This is a genomic window from Ruegeria sp. AJ12, assembly GCF_056536245.1.
The window spans coordinates 3,312,179-3,332,514 of the sequence record NZ_JBQFJJ010000001.1 but is presented as its reverse complement, the minus strand read 5'-3'; the positions used below and the strand labels follow the sequence as shown (position 1 = coordinate 3,332,514).

Annotated in this window: 16 protein-coding genes and 2 pseudogenes; 11 read left to right on the top strand and 7 right to left on the bottom strand. The window is 56.6% G+C overall.

What is annotated here, in order from left to right:
• Positions 1-5 precede the first annotated feature (5 nt).
• Positions 6-1,025 (top strand): AraC family transcriptional regulator, encoded by a 1,020-nt coding sequence (locus ACR3E0_RS16730; RefSeq protein ID WP_480479977.1) that lies wholly within the window; start codon positions 6-8, stop codon positions 1,023-1,025.
• Between the two features lie 192 nt (positions 1,026-1,217).
• Complete coding sequence (locus tag ACR3E0_RS16725) at positions 1,218-2,396, top strand: acyl-CoA dehydrogenase family protein (RefSeq protein WP_480479976.1); 1,179 nt, start codon at positions 1,218-1,220, stop codon at positions 2,394-2,396.
• Between the two features lie 197 nt (positions 2,397-2,593).
• On the opposite strand, the pseudogene ACR3E0_RS16720 reads toward ACR3E0_RS16725, so the two are convergent.
• The 4 genes and pseudogenes from ACR3E0_RS16720 to ACR3E0_RS16705 all read right to left on the bottom strand — a co-directional run.
• Positions 2,594-3,240, bottom strand: a pseudogene (locus ACR3E0_RS16720) (transposase); the annotation flags it as partial.
• A gap of 174 nt (positions 3,241-3,414) precedes the next feature.
• The gene (locus ACR3E0_RS16715; protein WP_480479975.1) at positions 3,415-4,452 is read right to left on the bottom strand and encodes an ACP S-malonyltransferase; all 1,038 of its coding nucleotides are present in this window, start codon (positions 4,450-4,452) and stop codon (positions 3,415-3,417) included.
• Positions 4,449-6,638, bottom strand: coding sequence for a thiamine pyrophosphate-dependent enzyme (locus ACR3E0_RS16710; protein ID WP_480479974.1), 2,190 nt, complete (start codon positions 6,636-6,638; stop codon positions 4,449-4,451). The genes ACR3E0_RS16715 and ACR3E0_RS16710 overlap by 4 nt, the downstream gene beginning before the upstream one ends.
• An 11-nt stretch (positions 6,639-6,649) precedes the next feature.
• A complete protein-coding gene (locus ACR3E0_RS16705) occupies positions 6,650-7,858 on the bottom strand; it encodes an acyl-CoA dehydrogenase (RefSeq protein ID WP_480479973.1) in 1,209 nt (402 codons plus the stop codon).
• A gap of 143 nt (positions 7,859-8,001) precedes the next feature.
• Between ACR3E0_RS16705 and ACR3E0_RS16700 the strand changes: the two genes are divergently transcribed.
• From ACR3E0_RS16700 to ACR3E0_RS16660, 9 genes and pseudogenes are all read left to right on the top strand, one after another.
• A complete protein-coding gene (locus tag ACR3E0_RS16700; RefSeq protein WP_480479972.1) occupies positions 8,002-9,342 on the top strand; it encodes a 4Fe-4S dicluster-binding protein in 1,341 nt (446 codons plus the stop codon).
• 10 nt (positions 9,343-9,352) lie between these two features.
• A complete protein-coding gene (locus ACR3E0_RS16695) occupies positions 9,353-9,730 on the top strand; it encodes a cupin domain-containing protein (protein ID WP_480479971.1) in 378 nt (125 codons plus the stop codon).
• Complete coding sequence (locus tag ACR3E0_RS16690) at positions 9,727-11,127, top strand: amidase (protein WP_480479970.1); 1,401 nt, start codon at positions 9,727-9,729, stop codon at positions 11,125-11,127. Before ACR3E0_RS16695 ends, ACR3E0_RS16690 begins: the two co-directional genes overlap by 4 nt.
• A gap of 15 nt (positions 11,128-11,142) precedes the next feature.
• Positions 11,143-11,841 carry a DUF2848 domain-containing protein gene (locus ACR3E0_RS16685; RefSeq protein ID WP_480479969.1) on the top strand — a complete coding sequence of 233 codons (699 nt, stop codon included), beginning with the start codon at positions 11,143-11,145 and terminating at the stop codon, positions 11,839-11,841.
• A 49-nt stretch (positions 11,842-11,890) separates the two neighbouring features.
• Positions 11,891-12,193 (top strand): annotated as a pseudogene (fdxA, locus tag ACR3E0_RS16680) (ferredoxin FdxA); the annotation flags it as partial.
• Positions 12,194-12,453: 260 nt separating this feature from the next.
• A complete protein-coding gene (locus ACR3E0_RS16675; RefSeq protein ID WP_480479968.1) occupies positions 12,454-13,275 on the top strand; it encodes a ferredoxin--NADP reductase in 822 nt (273 codons plus the stop codon).
• Between the two features lie 23 nt (positions 13,276-13,298).
• A complete protein-coding gene (locus ACR3E0_RS16670) occupies positions 13,299-14,177 on the top strand; it encodes a 3-hydroxybutyryl-CoA dehydrogenase (protein ID WP_480479967.1) in 879 nt (292 codons plus the stop codon).
• Between the two features lie 15 nt (positions 14,178-14,192).
• A complete protein-coding gene (locus ACR3E0_RS16665) occupies positions 14,193-14,951 on the top strand; it encodes an electron transfer flavoprotein subunit beta/FixA family protein (protein ID WP_480479966.1) in 759 nt (252 codons plus the stop codon).
• The gene (locus ACR3E0_RS16660; RefSeq protein WP_480477032.1) at positions 14,951-15,880 is read left to right on the top strand and encodes an electron transfer flavoprotein subunit alpha/FixB family protein; all 930 of its coding nucleotides are present in this window, start codon (positions 14,951-14,953) and stop codon (positions 15,878-15,880) included. The genes ACR3E0_RS16665 and ACR3E0_RS16660 overlap by 1 nt, the downstream gene beginning before the upstream one ends.
• 76 nt (positions 15,881-15,956) lie before the next feature.
• Here the strand turns inward: ACR3E0_RS16660 and ACR3E0_RS16655 are convergent, their stop codons facing one another.
• The 3 genes from ACR3E0_RS16655 to ACR3E0_RS16645 are packed head-to-tail and all read right to left on the bottom strand — an operon-like array spanning position 15,957 to position 20,243.
• Entirely contained in the window at positions 15,957-17,075 is a 1,119-nt protein-coding gene (locus tag ACR3E0_RS16655) for a 2Fe-2S iron-sulfur cluster-binding protein (RefSeq protein ID WP_480481071.1), read from the bottom strand.
• Positions 17,068-17,901, bottom strand: coding sequence for an FAD binding domain-containing protein (locus ACR3E0_RS16650; protein ID WP_480479965.1), 834 nt, complete (start codon positions 17,899-17,901; stop codon positions 17,068-17,070). Before ACR3E0_RS16650 ends, ACR3E0_RS16655 begins: the two co-directional genes overlap by 8 nt.
• Positions 17,898-20,243: a xanthine dehydrogenase family protein molybdopterin-binding subunit gene (locus tag ACR3E0_RS16645; RefSeq protein ID WP_480479964.1), complete on the bottom strand. Its 2,346-nt coding sequence runs from the start codon at positions 20,241-20,243 to the stop codon at positions 17,898-17,900. The genes ACR3E0_RS16650 and ACR3E0_RS16645 overlap by 4 nt, the downstream gene beginning before the upstream one ends.
• Positions 20,244-20,336 lie beyond the last annotated feature (93 nt).

The following is a 20,336-nucleotide window of genomic DNA, read 5'->3' as shown; positions in this document are numbered from 1 at the left end:
GCGTTATGACCAATGTCACGCCAACGATCCTTTCCACGGTTTCCAGCCAGTTTGTCGATGACTGGCTGGCGGCGCTGCGTGCCCTATGCCCAGAGGCGCAGATGGCGTCGCTGCTTAGCCGGTCCGGTCTGAACGCGGATACGCGCTCGCCGAATGGTCGCGTCACGCTGGATCAGATCGTTTGCCTCTATCAACTTGCCGCAGTTGAGACCGGTGATGAGATGATGGGGCTTTGGAGCAGACCCGTCCGGCCGAGGGCCCTACAACATCTTCTGACCACTGTCAGGGAAGCCACGTCTCTAGCATCAGCGCTCTACCGGTTTTCAACGTTCTGGAACTTGTTGCTGGATGATTATCAGTTTGATCTGGAGGACGCCGACAACGCGTTGGTACTTACCCTGAAACCACAAGGCGAAGTGCCGCTTCAGCGGTTTGGACATATGCTGATCCTCAAACTTGCCCACGGGCTCATGTCTTGGCTGGCAGGGCATGAGGTTCCGGTTAAGGCCGTTGATTTCGCGTTTGATCGCCCGGACTTTGATCAGGATTACGCGATTATCTTTCCTGCACCGCTGCGGTTTGGCCAACCCGCCACCGCCATCGCGTTTGACCCGAATGTACTGGGTCCAGTGCAGACTCGAAGTACAGCTGATCTTGACCGGTTTTTGCAAAACGCGCCCCGGGACTGGATCTTCACCTCTTCGCGTGAACACACCCAATCGCTGCGGGTGCGCACTTATCTGGGCCAAACGGGATGGGACGCGGCGACCCTGACCCAGACAGCATCCGCAATGCACATGACCCCGCGCACCCTGATCCGCAGGTTGCAGTCGGATGGGACGTCGTTTCAGGGGATCAAGGATGCCCTGCGGCGCGACATCGCGATCCGCGATCTACAAGCGGGCCGCAAAAGCGTTGAGGCCGTCGCACATGATGTCGGCTTTTCCTCGGCTGCCAATTTCCACAGGGCCTTTCAACGCTGGACCGGCAGTACACCCAGCGCATATCGCAAATCACATACATAAGCGGCCATTTGTCACTTTAGGACAATTATCTGTCAGCACACGAGATAGAGCTTAACGGGCTGGCTCGCTAAGTCTTGCCGCAGAGAAACATTTTCAGCTGAAGTTTTGCCTTCATAGCTCATCAGTCCGGCCATCCACGATTGCCGGGTTGTGGCGTCATCTGAGAACAATCGCCATTGAAAGGATCCATCAATGTCAGACAAACTCGCCACCATACTCCAGGCCGCACGCGACCACGCGGAGCAGGTCATCCTGCCCAATGTGGACGCCTGGAACGCCACGAAGACATGGCCCCGTGATGCGTCGGACAAGGCCGGGGCTGCTGGCCTGACCGGGCTCTACGCCCCCGAAGAGTTTGGCGGCCAGGGCTTGCCACTTTCAGAGGGCATTCAGGTCTACGAACAGCTGGGGCTCGGAGATGGCGCTTATGCCTTTGCCCTATCGATGCATAACATCTGCACCTTCGCGGGCTGCGGCTATGGCACAGATACCTTCAAGGAAAAATGGGCACGGGATCTGACCTCGGGCCGCAAACTGGCGAACTTTGCACTGACCGAACCGCAATCCGGATCGGATGCCACAAACATGTATTCGCGAGCCGTGATCAATGACGACGGCACATGGACGATCAGCGGTGCGAAGGCATGGGTCAGCCTGGCGACCGAGGCTGATATCTATTTCACCGTGGTCAAGACCAGCAATGAGCCCGGCCACAAGGATATGGCGATGATTGCCATCCCGACCGACACCCCGGGTCTCAGCTTTGGACCGCTCTACGAAACCCCGTCCTACAGCTTCCTGCCTCTGGCCGAGATGTACATGGACAAAGTCGTGGTGAGTGAAGACAACATCATCCTGCCCATTGGCCAGGGCCTGCAAGGCTCACTCATGGCGATCGACATCGCCCGTGTTTCGATTGCGTCAGGATGCTGTGGATTGATGCAAGCTGCACTGGACACGGCGCTGTCCTATTCCAAGAACCGCAAAATGTTTGGTGGCAAGAACCTCGATCTGCACGGGATCCAGTGGATGCTGGGCGAGGTTGCAACCGATCTTGAAGCCTCCAAGCTGCTTTATCGAAAGGCGGCAGAATCCCTTGGCACACCCGAAGGTCCTCTGATGGCCGCTCATGCCAAACGGTTTGTGCCAGATGCCGCAGTGAAGGCTGCGAACACCTGCACGCAAGTGTTGGGCGGCATGGGTCTGCTGCAGCCTTATGGTCTGGATCGTTTGTCCCGCCTTGCACAAATGCTGCGGATTGTGGACGGGACGACGGAAATCAGCCGTGTGGTTATCGGACGGGCCTTGCAAAAACGTGCGGCAAGCTTGCCTGATCTACCGGTACCGAAAGGATTTGGTGAAACCGGCTGAGCATTCCAACCCGCCGAAGAAGCGGAGCCGACCTGAAAACCTCCTCAGAGATCGGTAAAATCGAAAGACCGGCCGCGCATATGCGGCCGGTTACTCTATATCGCAGACTTTGGTGAAAACGCAGCGAATTCACCCTTTGTCCCGCAGATTGTGAGTTCGAGCAGCTCCTGATTTTGCGCTTGCAGGTAATGGCAGCTACCAAACATGATCTCAATACGGTTGCACCTTTTATATCGGCGCTTGTCCACTGCCTGGCAGTGCATTGCGTAGCAATGTCACGAGAGGGGTACTTCACGATTGTCTTGCGTTGCTTTCGACCTGGGATGCAGGCGCTTATTCCTTTGTCTTTCAACGCGTCTCGGAACCAGTCTGCATCATAGCCGCGACCCCCGAGCAGCCAGTCGACATCTGGAATATTGCTCAGTAGCGCTCGCGCACCGATGTAGCCGCTGACTTGGCCAGCGGTGACAAAAAGGCTGATCGGTCGCCATTCGCCATTGTGCTTGAACCAATGGCGCACCACGGCTCATCTGTCACAGATAGCATGCAGTTTGGTATTCAGGCCGCCCTTGGTTCGGCCCCTCTCGGCAGCATCCTTCGGATGCCAAGCCGACCATCATCCGAGCGAAGATACCTTTTTCACTCCAACGCTTCCAACGGCTATAAAGCGTCTTGTGCGGTCCGTATTCCTTGGGAGCGTCACGCCACCGCAACCCATTGCGATTGATGAAGATAATCCCGCTCAACACTCGTTTATCATCAACCGAGGCTTGCCGTGCGACGTCGGCAAGAAGGGGGAAAGTTTGGCCATCTGCTCGTCAGTCAGCCAGAAAAGGTCGCTCATATCATCGCTCCGTTTTTCGAACCGTGAAACATGCAGCGCTTTGAAAATCAATGCATCCTCAGCCTAGTTTTCGAACACTGAAGTTACAGGAACAGAAGCTGGCATGGGCTGTCTTTACCGACGTAGTACCAACAATCCTTGCCCAGTGTTCTGGTCTTTCAACGCATCCTGACGCTAAACCAACTGTGTCCTTTGGTCAGCCCTTCCCATAGAAATCAGCAATGGGTTGTTGTTCTGACGTGCTTGGAACTCCGTTTTGTCTTCCAATCCGGCCCAATCGGAGAGAATCAGGCTTTGCGCTATGGCTCCGCCCAGTGTCGTGCCCGGTCCGGTGACGATGAACAGGTCGGGGGCGAATTCGCGCGCAGCTTGTGAAATGGCACGTGTAAAGTCATAGGTTTCGGTCACCTGATGACCCAGCGTATACTCCCAAAGCCCGTCCAGATGGCATGCGCCGGGCCACCAGATTTGGCCCCGCCCGTCGATCATCGGCAGGTCCGGCTGGTCAAAGAGGCCCGCGCTTAACCGTGCGCGCCCTGCCTCGACCACCGGGGCCTGAAGATGTGAATGGAACCCTGCGTGATTGGTCAGTCGCATGGGGAACCGCTCCTGCACCACCGGGACGGCTTTTTCGAAGGCGGACAAGCCAGCCTCATCTCCGGCCAGCACAAGCATTCCGCCCAGATCAATCGATAGGGTCAGGGTGGCATCGGTGCTGTCGATATCGGCGACCAGCGCCAGAAGTTCGGCCTTGCGCTCCGGGTCACGGCGCCAGTCGGCATCCATGAAGGGATAGATCAACTGCCCGCCGATCAGGCTCTGCTGCATCAACGTACCCATGGTGTTGACAATATCGAACCCACCTTCGGGCGACACGGCACCGCCACAGGCCAGGGCCGAATACCAACCCATGGAGTTACCCGTCACCGCAACCACTTCGATCCGTTCCCGGTCGATGGCCCGGAAATCGCCAAGCGTAGCGGCGAAGATCAGAGCAGAAGCGTTGTCGCCGCGCGTGTGTCTGGCGATTGAATACCGCTCGGCCCAGTCCAGATCGCTGAGCGTATCCTGCCCCTGCGCACGACGCATCTCATCGAAATGCGCCAGCAGGGCCTTGTCGGTGAAGTGCCGCCCCAAAACACCTAGCTCGGACTTGTTGTAGGTGCCACGACCGGGGCAGATGACAACGGCTGTCTGTTTGGTGGAACTCATTTACCAGCCTCCATCAGCCGCCGCGCGGCAGCTTCGATACCGCTCTTTGATGGCATGGTCGCGGCGTAGGCGGGTCCGGTGGCGATGAAGCAGTCTTCAGCTGTAATTCGGGCCAGTGGCACATCGGCGGTTTCGTGAAAATGTGCCATCAGGGCCTCGGCCAGTCCGCCATGATGGCGGGTCTCGTCAACGACGAGAATTCTCTTGGCTCCGGTCACGGCCTGGGTCAGTGCGTCTTTTGGCAACGGCGACAACCAGCGTATATCGACTATACGTGCCTTGATCCCGCCAATTTCGAGTGCGCGTTTTGCCTGGTGGCTCAGATAAACGCCATTGCCAAAGGTTACGATCGCCAGATCGTCCCCGTCGCCATCCACACCGACCTCACCAAACCCGATACGTTCGGATGGACCAGGGTAGGTTCGCATCCAGCCGTTGTCGCCGGCCGCGTGCAGGTCTCGCATCGGGTAGAGCGCAATCGGTTCGAGGAACACCACCAACCGTTGCTCCTCACGCGCTAGCCTTACGCATTCGCGCAGCATCCGGGCTGCATCAGCCCCATTGGAAGGGCAAGCCAGGATCAGGCCCGGAATGTCGCGTAGAACAGCAACCGAATTGTCGTTGTGGAAATGCCCGCCAAAGCCCTTTTGATAGCCCAGTCCGGCAATCCGCACGACCATTGGGTTGGTATATTGGCCGTTCGAAAAGAAGGGCAGGGTGGCTGCTTCACCGCGTAGCTGATCCTCGGCATTGTGAAGATAGGCCAGAAACTGAATCTCTGGCATCGGCGTAAACCCGTTCTGGGCCATTCCGATGGCGAGACCCAGAATGGATTGTTCATCCAACAGTGTGTCGATCATCCGGTCGGGGCCAAAACGGGCCTGAAGCTTTTGCGTGACACCATAGACACCGCCTTTGCGACCGACGTCCTCGCCCATCATGGCGATCTCGCCATGTTCCAGCATCAGATCGGTCAAAGCCCAGTTGATCAGCCGCGACATGATCTGCGGTTCGGAATGGGACTTGAGGTCGCCGCCAAAGACCTCGGCGCGCCGCTCGGGTGCAGGGCCGTTGGTCGGGGCGCAGGCGCGGGAGGGCGGGATCAGGCTGGCCATCACCTCTTTGGCCGTTTTCAGACGTGGGCGGGTTATGGCCTGATCGGCCACGCGGACGACCCGCTGACAGGTATCAGTGTAGATATTCAGCGCGTCCTCTGGCCTCAGGGCACCGGCGTGATCCAACAGGCGAACGGAATGCAGCAGGGGATCGTTGGCTTCCTCTGCCTCGACCTCGGTCTTGGGCATATAGGTAGTTGGCATGTCTGCGCCCGCATGGCCGTAGAGACGCACGGTATGGATATGCAGGAAGGCCGGTTTCTTACGGCTGCGCACATAGGCCGCAGCCTCCTGGGCGACGCGGAAGGTCTCAAACAGGTCCAGCCCGCTGCAGGTAAAATACTTCAACCCGGGTCGGTTTTCGAATGTGGCCTGGATCCAACCTTTGGGGGTTTTCGTAGAAATCCCGATCCCGTTGTCTTCGCAGCAGAACAGCAAGGGCAGAGGGACGGACTGGTACGAAGTCCACTGCGCGGTATTGAATGCGCCCTGCGCCGTGGAATGGTTGGCCGAGGCATCGCCGAACGAGCAGCAGACGATTGCATCTTCGGGCATCTCGACATGTTCGGGGCGATGGCGGCGCGCCGCGCCGATGGCATAGGCCGCGCCAACCGCCTTCGGCAGGTGGCTGGCGATCGTTGATGTTTGCGGTGGAATACTGAGCGCCTTTGACCCCAGGACTTTGTGCCGCCCGCCGCTGATCGGATCCTCGGAAGACGAGGCGAAGGACAACAGTATATCCCATGTTGGGCTCTGCCCCGGAACCTGATCAGCGCGGGCAATCTGAAACGCAGCATCGCGGTAATGCAGGAAAGCCGGGTCGGTCGGACGCAGGGCGGCCGCGACGGCAGCCATGCCCTCGTGCCCTGAGGACCCGATGGTATAGAACCCTTGACCTGCTTTCTGCATGGCCCGGCTATGCCGGTCCAGCGCCCGGCTCAGGCACTGCGCGCGGAACAGCGCCACAGCATCGGGACCGCTGAGCGGTCCAGTCGGAGCCGCGCCCGAAGGAAGGTCCCGCGCCGCAACCCGACGCAGGAAATTGTCATGCACGATTGTTGCGCGATCCATTTCTGCTTTCCTCAGGCAAAGGCCTGCAGGCCGGTCTGCGCACGACCGAGGATCAGGGCGTGCACATCATGCGTGCCTTCGTAGGTGTTTACCGTTTCAAGATTCACCATGTGACGGATCACATGGAATTCCTGGCTGATGCCGTTGCCACCATGCATGTCACGGGCGTGACGCGCGATCTCAAGTGCCTTGCCGCAGTTGTTGCGCTTGATCAGGCTGACCATTTCGGGCGCCGCGCGGGCCTCATCCATAAGGCGACCTACGCGAAGTGCAGCCTGAAGGCCCAGCGTGATTTCGGTCTGCATGTTGGCGAGCTTCAACTGGAACAGCTGTGTCTGTGCCAGCGGGCGGCCGAACTGTTTTCGATCAAGCCCATATTGCCGTGCGGCATGCCAGCAGGCCTCAGCTGCACCCATAGAGCCCCAGGCGATGCCGTACCGTGCGCGGTTCAGGCAGCCAAATGGGCCTTTCAGCCCCTCGACGTTTGGCAGCAGAGCATCGCCCCCAACCTCAACGTTGCTCATCACGATCTCGCCGGTGATCGAGGCGCGCAGAGACAGTTTACCTTCGATCTTGGGCGCGGATAGGCCGGGTGTACCCTTGTCCAGAACAAAACCCTTGATCTTGCCGCCATGTGCTTCGGACTTGGCCCAGACCACAAAGACATCGGCAATCGGCGCGTTCGAAATCCACATTTTGGTTCCGTTCAGCACGTAGCCACCGTCGGTCTTCTTCGCGACGGTCTTCATCGAACCGGGATCGGACCCGGCATCAGGTTCGGTCAGACCAAAGCATCCGATATATTCGCCGCTGGCCAGCTTCGGCAGGTATTTCTTGCGCTGCTCTTCAGTGCCGTACGCGTATATCGGGTACATCACCAGACTGGATTGCACCGACATCATCGAGCGATAACCGCTGTCCACCCGCTCGACCTCGCGTGCGACCAGACCGTAGGTGACATAGCTGGAACCGATACCGCCATACTCCTCGGGAATGGTGGTGCCCAGCAGACCCATCTCACCCATTTCACGGAAAATCTCGGGGTCGGTCTCCTCTTTGGCAAAGGCTTCAGTGACGCGCGGCAACAGTTTGTCCTGAGCGTAGGCGCCAGCGGAATCACGAATCAGACGCTCGTCTTCAGCGAGGTCTTCCGCAATTAAAAATGGGTCGTCCCATTGGAAACTTGCAAGGGCAGGGGCGCTTTGAGGGCTTAGTTTCATTGGACTCTCCATAGGGAAAATGAGGGATTGATATTAGGACGTATACTCCCTATAGTTTGTTGTCAAAGGTAAACTGCTCAGCCGGTGCGTCCGCCGTGCGGGTGATCGTCCCAGGCAAAGAGAAACGACCAAGGAGACAAAATATGGCTGACATGAGCTTGGACTTTTGCGGAGTGAAGTTCAAAAACCCGGTTGTTATTGCATCGCTCGAAACGACCAATAGCCCTGATCTGATGAAGCAGTGTTTCGACTATGGGGCTTCGGGTGCGATCATCAAAACTCTCACAGATATCGAAGACATGGCGCGTCTGACCCAGAACTCGAAATACTGCGTCATGAATTCCAAAGGCGACATTATTCGGGGGAAGGCCGCCCGGGATTTCGTGTTCTACAGCCGGTCAGGTTATTCGAGCACATATTACAAGGATTGGATTCCCGATCTGATCGAAACGCAGAAATACGCGGCGGAACGGGGTGCGCACTTGATTGGCAGCGCAGGTGCCAAGGACATCAACGGATGGAAAGATATTTGTCGGACGATCGAAGACTGCGGTCTGCCGATGGTCGAGCTCAATTTTGGTTGCCCACACCCCGCGATGATGCCTGGAGTGCACGGTGGCTCCATGATCGGTCAAGAACCGGAAGTCGCCTTTGAAGTGACCCGGCAAGTCTGTGAATCGGTGGATATTCCAGTTGTCGTCAAATTGACACCTGACCAGTCCAGGCCTCTCGAAATCGCGGCAGCAGTCAAAGACGCAGGTGCTGCGGCTGTTACCGCGATAAACCGCCATACCGGGTTTGTCGTGGACATTGAAACCGGCCAACCCCGCATCGGTGGTCCGGCTGGAATCGGCGGAACCTGGGTTAAGCCGCTGTCTCTTCGCTGGGTTCACAAGATTCATGAAGAGCTGGGTATGCCGATCACCGGCTCAAACGGCATTTTTGATCATCGGGATATTATTGAGTTCATTATGGCCGGGTCGAGCATCGTACAGGTCGGCTCCATCCTGATGGTCAAAGGCATCAAATGGCTGCCGAAAATGATCGAGGGCGTTGAAGCCTTTATGGATGAGCACGGATACAACTCGGTGGACGAAATGATCGGGATTGCGTCCAAGAACTCGGTCAAAGACTACTCAGAGCAATTCTCCAAAAACCGGGTACATGCTGTCGTGAACGAAGACACATGCAAAAACCCGACCTGCAACATCTGTGTTCAGGTGTGTTTCTACGAGGCTTTGTCGCAGAACCCTGAAGGCAAGATTGACGTTCATACCGACAATTGCATCGGCTGCGAACTGTGTCTGGATGTGTGCCCGTTCGACTCCATCGAGATGAAAGAAACGGCTCCGGCTCAATTCGATCAGGGCTTTTTCAACATCCCGGACGAGATTTTCGAAAAAGACAAGTTCAAAACCAATCGCAACAATATGGACACGATCCGCCGGGACAGTCCGAAATTCAACAAAGAACCTGCCGAATAGGGAGACCAAAATGGCCGTAAACAAAGAACACCGCGAGTTTTATCAACTCGACATGAACGATGGCTGGGAAACCCCGCCCGGTTACCCGAGCGGGATCAAACAAAAGATCCTCTCCGGACATCTCGACATGGAAAACCGCCAGGGCGGTTGGACCCGGCTGCTGAAATTTGAACCCGGCACTTACACCACCGTGCCTTTCGAGCACGATTACTGGGAGGAAGTATTCGTGATCGAAGGCGACATGTGGGTCGGGAACGAGGGCAACGAAGGTGGCGAACGCTTTGGCCCATTCACCTATTGTGTACGCCCGCCGCATGTCGCTCATGGGCCGTTCCGGACCGAGGAAGGCTGCCTGCTGTTGGAACAGCATTACTACGATCCTCAATGAAACTCATGGACCGGGGCGCCCAGCCCCGGTCACAACGGGAGGCAGGCGGTTTGATCCAGAACATCACTGATTTGTCGCGCAAGTTGCGCAATGGGAAGTTGCGTAGTCGTGATCTTGTAGAGGACTCATTTGCTGCAATTGATGCTGCTGGTGAGGAAGGCGCAAAGGTATTTCTCACGACCTACAAGGACGCTGCGCGTGCCCAGGCAGATTGGGTCGACAACGGCCGTCAGGCTGGAATAGCCGTGCCGCCTCATGCAGGAATTCCAATTGCCATCAAGGACTTGTTCGATGTTCAAGGCGAAGTAACACGCGCAGGGTCACGCGTTTTGGACGAGAATGCTCCAGCCGACCGAGATGCGCAAATTGTGACGAACCTGCGCCGAGCGGGTTTCGTAATTATCGGCAAGAACAATATGACCGAGTTTGCCTACTCTGGCCTGGGTGTGAACGCACATTTCGGTACACCGGCAAACCCTTGTGATGCTGAAACGCCGCGCGTCCCGGGCGGGTCGTCGTCTGGTGCGGCCGTTGCCGTCATCCAGAAAATGGTTGCCGCTGCGATCGGAACGGATACAGGTGGCTCCTGCCGTATCCCAGCGGCGTTTTGTGGAACAATCGGTTTCAAGCCGACCTCGACGCGAGTGTCCAAACGCGGCGCGGTCCCTCTTTCTCAGACACTGGATTGTGTCGGGCCCTTCACGACCAGTGTGTCCTGTGCTGCGGTGCTTGATTCAATTCTATCAGGTGGGCACGGGGATGACGTACAGTCTTTTCCCGAAGGTGGAGTCAGGTTGGGCGTGCTTGACGGCTATGTGACCGAAAAAATGGATGACGTCGTTGCCCGCGCTTATCAGGATGCGTTGACGCGGCTGTCGCATCGCGGTGTGCGCCTGACACCATTGGACATTCCGCAGTTGTCACGATTGCCCGAAATCAATAGCAAGGGTGGCTTTGTAGGTGCGGATGCATATGCGTGGCACAAAGATCTTTTGGAAACACGAGCGGACTTCTATGACCCTTGGGTTCGGGACCGATTTGGGGCAGGCAAATCCCAGACGGCAGCCGACTACATCGCAGTTGGTCAAGATCGCAAACACTTGCAAGCGTTGGTCGATGAAAAGCAGGAGCAATTTGATGCGCTGGTCCTGCCGACGGTTCAGATCGTGCCTCCAACTCTCGATGAGTTGCAGGATCAGGATCACTCGAATGCCGTGAACCTTTTGTGCCTGCGCAATACCGCCGTCGGCAACTTCCTCGACTTACCTGCAATCTCAATCCCGTGTCATGCCGACGGGTCGCTGCCAGTTGGCCTGATGTTGTTTGGCGTGCGGGGCCATGACCGCAGATTGCTATCCGTGGCCCGTGGCCTGGAACAGGTCATTCGTGGCCGATAACTACAGGAAATCAAGATGAAGCCATCAATCCAAATCACCGCGAAACTGACTTCCAAAGAAGGTACTGAAGAGGTTGTCTTGACCTTCGACCGCGCCGTTGTTGGTGGGTGGACCGGGCGGGACAAAGCGGCACTACAACACCACATTGACGAACTCGCCAAGATTGGAGTGCAGGCCCCCGAAAAGACGCCGATGTTCTACCGTGTCGGCGTATCCCGTTTGACGGGAGCTCAAGCGATTGAAGTAATCGGTGATGGGTCAAGTGGTGAGGTTGAATATACACTCATCAAACACGCTGGCCGGATCTGGGTCGGTGCAGCGTCTGATCATACCGATCGCGTGTACGAGCACATGGGTATTACAGTAGCCAAACAGCTTTGCGACAAACCGCTGGCAAGCGAATTTTGGCCTCTGGAAGAAGTGGAAGGCCATTGGGACCAGATTCAGATCCGCTCTACGATCCGGGAAAATGGCAGCGAAGTTGTCTATCAAGACGGCACCGTTGCAGGGCTGTTGTCGCCCCGGGAATTGCTTGAACATCTCAGGGATGAAGGCGACGATCTCGTTGAAGGAACCCTTCTGTTTGGCGGCACCTGTGGTGCTATCGGCGGAGTTCGTTATTCGGAACGGTTCACCCTCGAACTCAATGACCCGGTTTTGGGTCGTGCCATCAACCACAGCTATGATGTAATTCCAGTTCCAATCAAAGGATAAGGGTTTCTTTTTAGAAATTACGTAGTATACTTCCTAAAAGGAAAGAATCATGACTTACATCGTCACAGAAAACTGCATCAACTGTAAGTATCAGGACTGCGTCGCAGTCTGCCCTGTCGATTGCTTTTACGAAGGGGAGAATTTTCTGGTTATACATCCTGAAGAATGCATCGATTGTGGGGTGTGTGAACCGGAATGTCCCGCCGATGCAATCAAACCAGATACTGAAAGCGGTCACGATGAATGGCTGTCTATTAACACGAAGTACGCCGAGATCTGGCCCAATATCACTGAAATCGGAGATGTTCCTGTTGATGCTGACGAATGGAATGGAAAACCGAACAAAGCGGCGTTGTTGATTACCGGAGAAGAACCCGTCCCTCCGGCGGCGACAAAGCCGATCTACGACCCCGGGGTGAAGCCTGAATTCGATGGCAGTGAAACCTATGAGGTAGATGGAACTCAATTGGCCGTTGCGGAAAGCGAAGGACAACAGACCATCCACCTGGAACCCAGGCCGTCTATTGAAAGGGACGGAACCGAGCATGACGGCCTGCGTCTTCAATCAGGTAAACAGCCCAACTAGGCTGCTCAATCCAATAGGAGAAACAGATGACCGCAACTGCCCTCGCATCAACGGCGGCCAACTTGCCTGATGGCCAAACCGTATTGAGTGTAAAGCACTGGGACGACCGCCTATTTTCTTTCCGGGTTTCGCGCCCGGCCAGCTTCCGCTTCCGCTCGGGTGAGTTTGTGATGATCGGCCTGATGGACGATCCAAACCCGGAGACGGGCAAACAGAAGCCGATCCTGCGCGCCTATTCCATTGCGTCGCCCTTTTGGGACGAAGAACTGGAGTTTTACTCGATTAAGGTTCAGGACGGCCCGCTGACCTCGAAGCTTCAAAAAATTCGGCCGGGCGATCAGGTCATTGTGAAAACCAAACCAACCGGGACTTTGGTTCTTGACGCCTTGCTGCCTGGCCAGCGCCTTTGGATGCTGTCGACCGGAACAGGCGTGGCACCTTTTGCCAGCCTGATGCGCGAGCCGGAGACATACGAGAAATACGAGCAAGTCATACTGACTCAAACCTGTCGTTTGAACAGTGAGCTGGAATACGGCGCGGACCTTGAACGCAGGCTGATGGATGACCCTCTTGTCGGTGAAGAAGCGCAGGAGAAATTTGTTCGATATGCGACAACGACCCGCGAAGAGTCTCCCAGAATGGGCCGAATTACAGACCTCATGAAGTCCGGCAAGTTGTTTGCGGATCTGGGTGTTCCAGACCTTGACCCTGCCGTTGATCGGATCATGATCTGCGGTTCAATGGGTTTGAACATGGACCTCAAGGAAATCCTTGAAGGGCAGGGATTTACCGAGGGTGCCAATAGCCGACCCGGTGAATATGTCGTTGAGCGCGCGTTCGTCGACTAGATCATTGATGCGCCCAGAATTCCGTGGAAAGTATAGGTAGGATAGGGGTTGTTGGCGCGGGTCAAATGGGTGCTGGGATCGCTCAACTTTTCCTGTCCCATGGATACCAAGTTGTCCTCAGCGATCTATCTGCCACCAATCTGGCTCATGGTATGGAGGGTATCGAAACCCGCCTGGAAAGAGAGGTCCTTAAAGGAATTGTCGCCTCTTCGGATGTTTCGGCCTCTCTCCAAAACCTCACCGGAACGACGTCCCTTTCCGCCTTGGGCAATTGCCAGTTTGTGATTGAGGCAGCGACCGAGTCTGAGAATATCAAGCAAGACATATTCGAAGAACTCAGCCAGGTCGTCCCGTCAGACACCTATTTGGCAAGCAATACTTCTTCGATTTCCATTACGCGCCTAGCTGCCATTACGCCGCGCCCTGACCGGTTCATGGGCGTTCATTTCATGAATCCGGTGGCTAAGATGCGGCTTGTTGAGCTCATTCGAGGGATTGCGACGAGCAAGGAAACATTCAATACGTTAAAGGTCCTCGTTGAAGGCACAGGCAAGAAGACGGCCGTTTCCGAAGACTATCCGGCTTTCATCGTTAACCGGGTTCTGATCCCAATGATCAACGAAGCGGTTTATGCCTTGTATGAGGGCGTTGGTTCCGTTGTTAGCATTGATAACTCCATGAAGCTCGGAGCCAATCATCCTATGGGGCCGTTGGAACTTGGAGACTTCATAGGATTGGATACCTGTCTTGCGATCATGAACGTCCTTCATGAAGGCTTTGCGGACACAAAATACCGACCATGCCCATTGCTGGTGAAATATGTCGAAGCGGGATGGATCGGAAGAAAATCCGGACGCGGGTTCTACGACTACCGCGATGGCCCCCCAATTCCCACAAGATAAAGGAGTATAACACCCATGAAGGTACTCGTGCCTGTCAAGCGCGTGATTGACTACAATGTTAAGGTTCGCGTGAAAGCGGACGGCAGCGGTGTTGATCTCGCCAATGTGAAGATGTCGATGAACCCTTTCGACGAAATTGCGGTCGAAGAGGCGATCCGCCTGAAAGAAGCCGGCAAGGCTGACGAAGTTGTCGCCGTGTCGATCGGTGTCAAGCAGGCGCAGGAAACGCTGCGGACCGCGCTGGCCATGGGTGCGGACCGCGCCATTCTGGTTGTGGCAGCCGACGATGTGCACCAGGACATCGAGCCCCTGGCGGTTGCCAAGATCCTGGCCAAAGTGGTCGAGGAAGAGCAGCCCGGCATCGTTCTGGCGGGCAAGCAGGCGATCGACAACGACATGAACGCCACGGGCCAGATGCTGTCGGCCCTGCTGGGCTGGTCCCAGGGCACCTTCGCGTCCGAACTGGACATCGAAGGCGACACCGCCAAGGTCACCCGCGAGGTGGATGGCGGCCTGCAGACCATCAGCGTCAAGATGCCGACCATCATCACCGTCGACCTGCGCCTGAACGAGCCGCGCTATGCGTCGCTGCCCAACATCATGAAGGCGAAGAAAAAGCCGCTGGATGAGAAAACCGCCGCTGATTACGGCGTCGATGTCACCCCGCGTCTGGAGGTTGTCAAAACCGACGAGCCGCCGGCCCGTGCCGCGGGTATCGTCGTGGGCTCGGTCGACGAGCTGGTCCAGAAACTCAAAGAAGCGGGGGCTGTGTAATGGCTGTACTTCTGCTTGCCGAAGTCAACAACGGCGAACTCAGCTTTGACGCCACCGCCAAGGCCGTGAACGCGGCCAAGGCACTGGGTGACATTACCGTTCTGGCTGCAGGCGGGTCTGCGGCTGCTGCCGGCGAAGCCGCTGCCAGGATCGACGGCGTGTCCAAGGTTCTGGTGGCCGAGGATGCCTCGCTGGGTCATCGCCTCGCGGAATCAACCGCAGCGCTGATCGTGGGTCTGGCCGATGGGTACGAGCACATCGTTGCCCCCGCCACCACCGACGCCAAGAACGTCATGCCGCGCGTGGCTGCATTGCTCGACGTGATGGTGATCTCGGACGCCTCGGGCGTGGTCGATGGCTCGACTTTCGAGCGTCCGATCTACGCGGGCAACGCGATCCAGACGGTTAAGTCGAATGACGCCAAGAAGGTTGTCACCCTGCGGACCGCAAGCTTTGACGCCGCGGGCGAAGGTGGCTCGGCCCCGGTCGAAACCATCCCGGTCGGCGACAACCCCGGCCTGTCGCAATGGGTCGAGGACAAGGTCGCCGAAAGCGACCGTCCGGAACTGACCTCGGCCGGCGTTGTTGTCTCGGGTGGTCGTGGCGTGGGCTCGGAAGAAGACTTCAAAATGATCGAGACCCTCGCGGACAAGCTGGGTGCAGCCGTGGGCGCCTCCCGCGCGGCGGTGGACTCGGGCTATGCGCCGAACGATTGGCAGGTGGGTCAGACCGGCAAGGTCGTGGCCCCCGATCTCTATGTCGCTGTCGGCATTTCCGGCGCGATCCAGCACCTTGCCGGCATGAAGGACTCGAAGGTCATCGTGGCGATCAACAAGGACGAAGAAGCCCCGATCTTCCAGGTCGCGGACTTCGGACTGGTCGCCGACCTGTTCCAGGCCGTGCCGGAGCTGACCGAAAAACTCGGCTGATCATATTCAACCAGACAACACCTAAAGGCCCGCCAAACAGCGGGCCTTTTTTATGTGGGGGAAAAGCACTGTGAGTTTATGATTTACCGCGTTTGAACCACGATTTGATCACGGCATAGGCAAGGGAAAATGCACCAATCTTGTGTTCCGATGTGGCGGTGCCGCCCGATAGCACCGAATTGCAGTTTGCGACGAACCTTTGAAGCAGAAAATCCACGAAACCAGTCACCAACTCAGGTCGATTGAATTGTGCAAACGCGCCCTGAATACTGAAACGGAACTCCACATCTACGCTCGAGGCGTTTTCAGCTTTTTCAACAATACCATAATGAAGCTCGCCCCTCACGTTGGATTGCCCGTTCTTGTCTGCACCGCTGCCCGACAGATACCCGTTACGAGATTGGGAGTTGTTTGCATATGTACCTTTGCCGCCAAATCGAGCCTTGATCGGGCCAAAGGACACTTCAACCGTTCCGGAGAACGCGTCTTCGGTCACGTCCGAAACAGAAGCGCCTGGGACGCAGGAAGCAACCCGTGATACATCGGAAAACAAGTCCCAAACCAAACCGACAGGGTGATTCAGGTCAAAGCTGCGGGTGATGACGGTCCAGCCCTTGTCCTGCGTGACAGATCCAACAGCCGAAGGGACTGACGTGGTGGCAGAACTTTCGTCCGGCTCAAATGGTGTGAAAGTGGCACGCAGAACGGCATCGTTTCGAGCTTGCGCGGGCGCTTCAATTTGTGACCCGACATCCAATATGGCGGCTACGATGCCCTGATACCCGGTACATCTACAGATATTGCCGCTAAGTTCGTGCCGAACCAAATCTTCATCAGGATTCGGAAAGCGGGTCAGAATATCACGAGAGGTTGCCAGCATGCCCGGTGTACAGAACCCACACTGCAAGGCGTGATGGCGAGAAAATGCCTCGGTCAGCATTTGCCCAAGGGCATCGTCACCGCCTTCGATCGTTTGGATGGTGGCCCCATCACAGCTTCCGGCGAACGTGATGCATGAACGCACTGGGCGCCCGTTCATCATGACGGTGCACGCTCCGCATACTCCTTGTTCACACCCTAGATGCGTACCTGTCAGATGAAGGTGGTCGCGCAGAACCTCGGCAAGTTGGGTGCGGGGTGGAACGGTAGCAGTAAATTCCTCGCCATTGACGGTTATGTTAATCGTCTCAGTCATGATTGAGTGCCTGTCTGGTACACCGTTGAAGAGCCACGGAGAGAAGGTGTTGCTTAACCCGATTGAGATCGGGTGCGCGCTGCTCAAGTTCAGCTTTGATGATCTCTTTACTGGGAACTTCACCGGCCACCGCGAGTTGCCGACCGAGAAGAACCGACACAATCGGAGCCCCTGCTGTCGAACCAAATACCACGCGAGAATATCGTTTCTCCGGATCAGCGACCCAGGCTGCTATGGCATCTGCGAACTCACCTACTTTTCGGCATGTTTTATAGTAGCCCCAAACAGCGGACGAACTGTAACGCGGCAGAATGACTGATTTGAGGATTTCATCGCCGTTTAACTCTGTCCGATAAGCGCCGTGCATAAAACGGGTCATGTCGACATCGCGCGTATCGCCTTGTGCGGACACGATGCGGACGGATGCGCCTAGTGCAGTCAACGCTGTGATCCAATCGGCTGCAGGATCAGCATGGCAAAGGCTTCCGCCAATCGTGCCACGGTTCCGCACAGCGCGGTAGGCTATGCCTCCGGCGACATAACGCATCATACCGCCAATAGGTTCCGGCAAGGATCCGTCTTCGAATTCTGCGTGGCGCAGAGCAGCTCCGAATTCGATAAAGTCCGCGCCCTCGTTAACCTCGCGCAATTCGGACAAGCCAGCAATGCTGACAATTTTCCCGGGCCTCGCAAGCCGGAGGTTCAACATCGGTCCAAGCGATTGTCCGCCCGACATTATTTTTGTGTCTGCGTTCGTATCACGGAGCATCTGCGTCGCCTCGGCAAGCGTTTCTGGTTGCTCAAGCTGAAATCCGACAGGCTTCATTCGGCAGCCTCCTCAGGACGGTCAGCGTCCATGATCGCAGACAGAATTTTGTGAGGTGTGGCAGGGAGTTCATTGATCTCGACGCCAAGCGGTTGGAGTGCATCATTGATCGCATTCAAAACTGCACCGCCGGGGGCAATTGCGGCTCCTTCTCCGACACCCTTAATCCCATGGCGCGTATAGGGTGAGGGTGTTTCGCTGTGTTCCAGGCGAAAATGCGGCAGTTCGGCTGGGCCGGGCAGGATGTAATCGGCCAGAGTAGACGTGAGCGGTTGGCCGCTTGGATCATACAGCACTTCTTCGAACAATGCGGTACCGATACCCTGCGCGGCCCCGCCATACGTTTGCCCTTCAAGAATCATTGGATTAACGCGTCGACCGCAATCTTCGAAGACGTAATAGTCTTCAAAGGAAACCCGACCGGTGTCCGGATCGACCTCGACGATGGCCGCATGGGTGGCATAGGTGAACACGCCCGTGTCGATGTCAGGCTTGTATCCTTGTGTGACTTCCAGACCGGCCGTATCCACATCTTCGTCCAGTTGATCCGGACGCAGATACCAGGCACGGGCTATATCTGCGAAATCGACGCTGGCCGCACCGCTCCAGGCTTTTCCGTCCTTCAAGGCAATGTCTTCGGCGTCACATTGCAACAAATGGGAGGCATGGATCTTGATCCGCGCTGCCAACTCTTCGGCCGCCTTCGAGACCGCGCCTCCGGCCATGACCATCCCGCGCGAGGCATAGGCGCCGGTAGAGTAGGGGGTCATGCCTGTATCACCCATCAGGACGTTGATCTTGCTGATGTCCACAGTGAGCCATTCGCTCGCGACTTGGCCAATGGCAGTTTCCAATCCCTGCCCAAAACTATGGTTGCCCGAGCGGACCTCGACCGATCCGGACGGGGTGAGTTTCACCATGGCTTGCTCATATCCGGGGACGAGTGGCAGCCCCCAAGAGGCAAAGACTTTTGTACCATGGGCTGATTGTTCAGTGAAAGTTCCAAAGCCCAGCCCGAGAAACCGACCCTGAGCGCGTGCCTCATTTTGCCGCTTACGGAATGCTTCGAGTCCGATTGCTTTTATCGCCTCGGACACGCTGTGCTGATAGTCCCCGCTGTCATAGAATTTGCCGGTAACATTGGTGTAGGGCATGGCAGAACCGGGCACGAGGTTTTCGCGCCTCACTTCGGCGGGCTCACGCCCAACCGCGCGGGCAATCGCATCAATGGTCAGTTCCATGGCGAAACAGACCCCCGGACGCGCCACCCCCCGATACGGAGTAAACCCCGGTTTATTGGTCGCGACCGAGTAGGTTTTGCATCGGTATCCGTCCAAGGCGTACGGGCCCGGCAGGTTGCCCCCGGCCTGTGAAGCTTCCAGACATGCCGTAAAGGGCCAGACGGAATACGCACCGATATCAACCGTAATCTCTGCATCAATACCCAGCAACTTGCCGCGATCATCGGCGTATGCCTTCAGCTTGTAGTGATGCTGACGCGTATTTGCACCCGCGACCAGATGTTCTCGCCGATCTTCCACCCAGCGTACCGGTCGTTTGAGCTTGCGCGCCACCCACGAAACCGAGAGCTCTTCCGGTTGGAGCACGCATTTGTATCCAAACCCGCCGCCAACGTCCGGTGCGATGACACGTACTTGCCCCTGATCCATTTGTAGATATTGGGCGATACCCGTTCGGATCAGATGTGGAACCTGAGTGGACGTGTAAACGACCAGCTGGCCGGCCTTTTCATCCCAATGGCTGAGCGTCCCTTTGCCTTCCATCGGGTTCATGCACTGGCGCGCAGTGTTGTATTCCCGTTCAATGACGACAGTCGCGTTTTGTTCCGCGAACTCCAGATCTCCGTCAAAGGCCGTGGTTAGAAAAAGGTTATCGTCCCAGTCTTCGTGCAACCGGGGCGCATCATGCGATTTTGCATCTGCCGCGTTTACCAACGGGGGCAGGGGATCGATGTCAACAACCACTTGCTCCGCGATATCCTCTGCTTCGGCGCGTGTCGGGGCGACGCAGATTGCGATGCATTCACCTACGAAACGCACTTTGTCCTTTGCGAGCGGGTATTGTTCTGAGGGTTTGTAGCCCGGCAGAGTTGATTCCGGACTGATAGGCAGCACATCGGTAAGATCCGATGCCGTGAAAACTCTATTCTTGTGTTCTTCCGGAACCGTAACGGACTTTAGACGACCGTGGGCCAAGGGGCTGCGGACATATGCGGCTTCGAGAAGCCTTGGGAATTTGAGATCCCCGACAAACTTAGCTTGGCCGCTGAGTAGTCTCGCGTCTTCCTTTCTGGTTACGCGCGCTCCAATTCCAGTTCTCACTTCACCTCTCCATCCCGGTGGGCTCTGCTCGTCTGTTTTGACATAAACTTCAGAGACGCGTAATATACTTTACGCAGTATACTACGTTTTGCA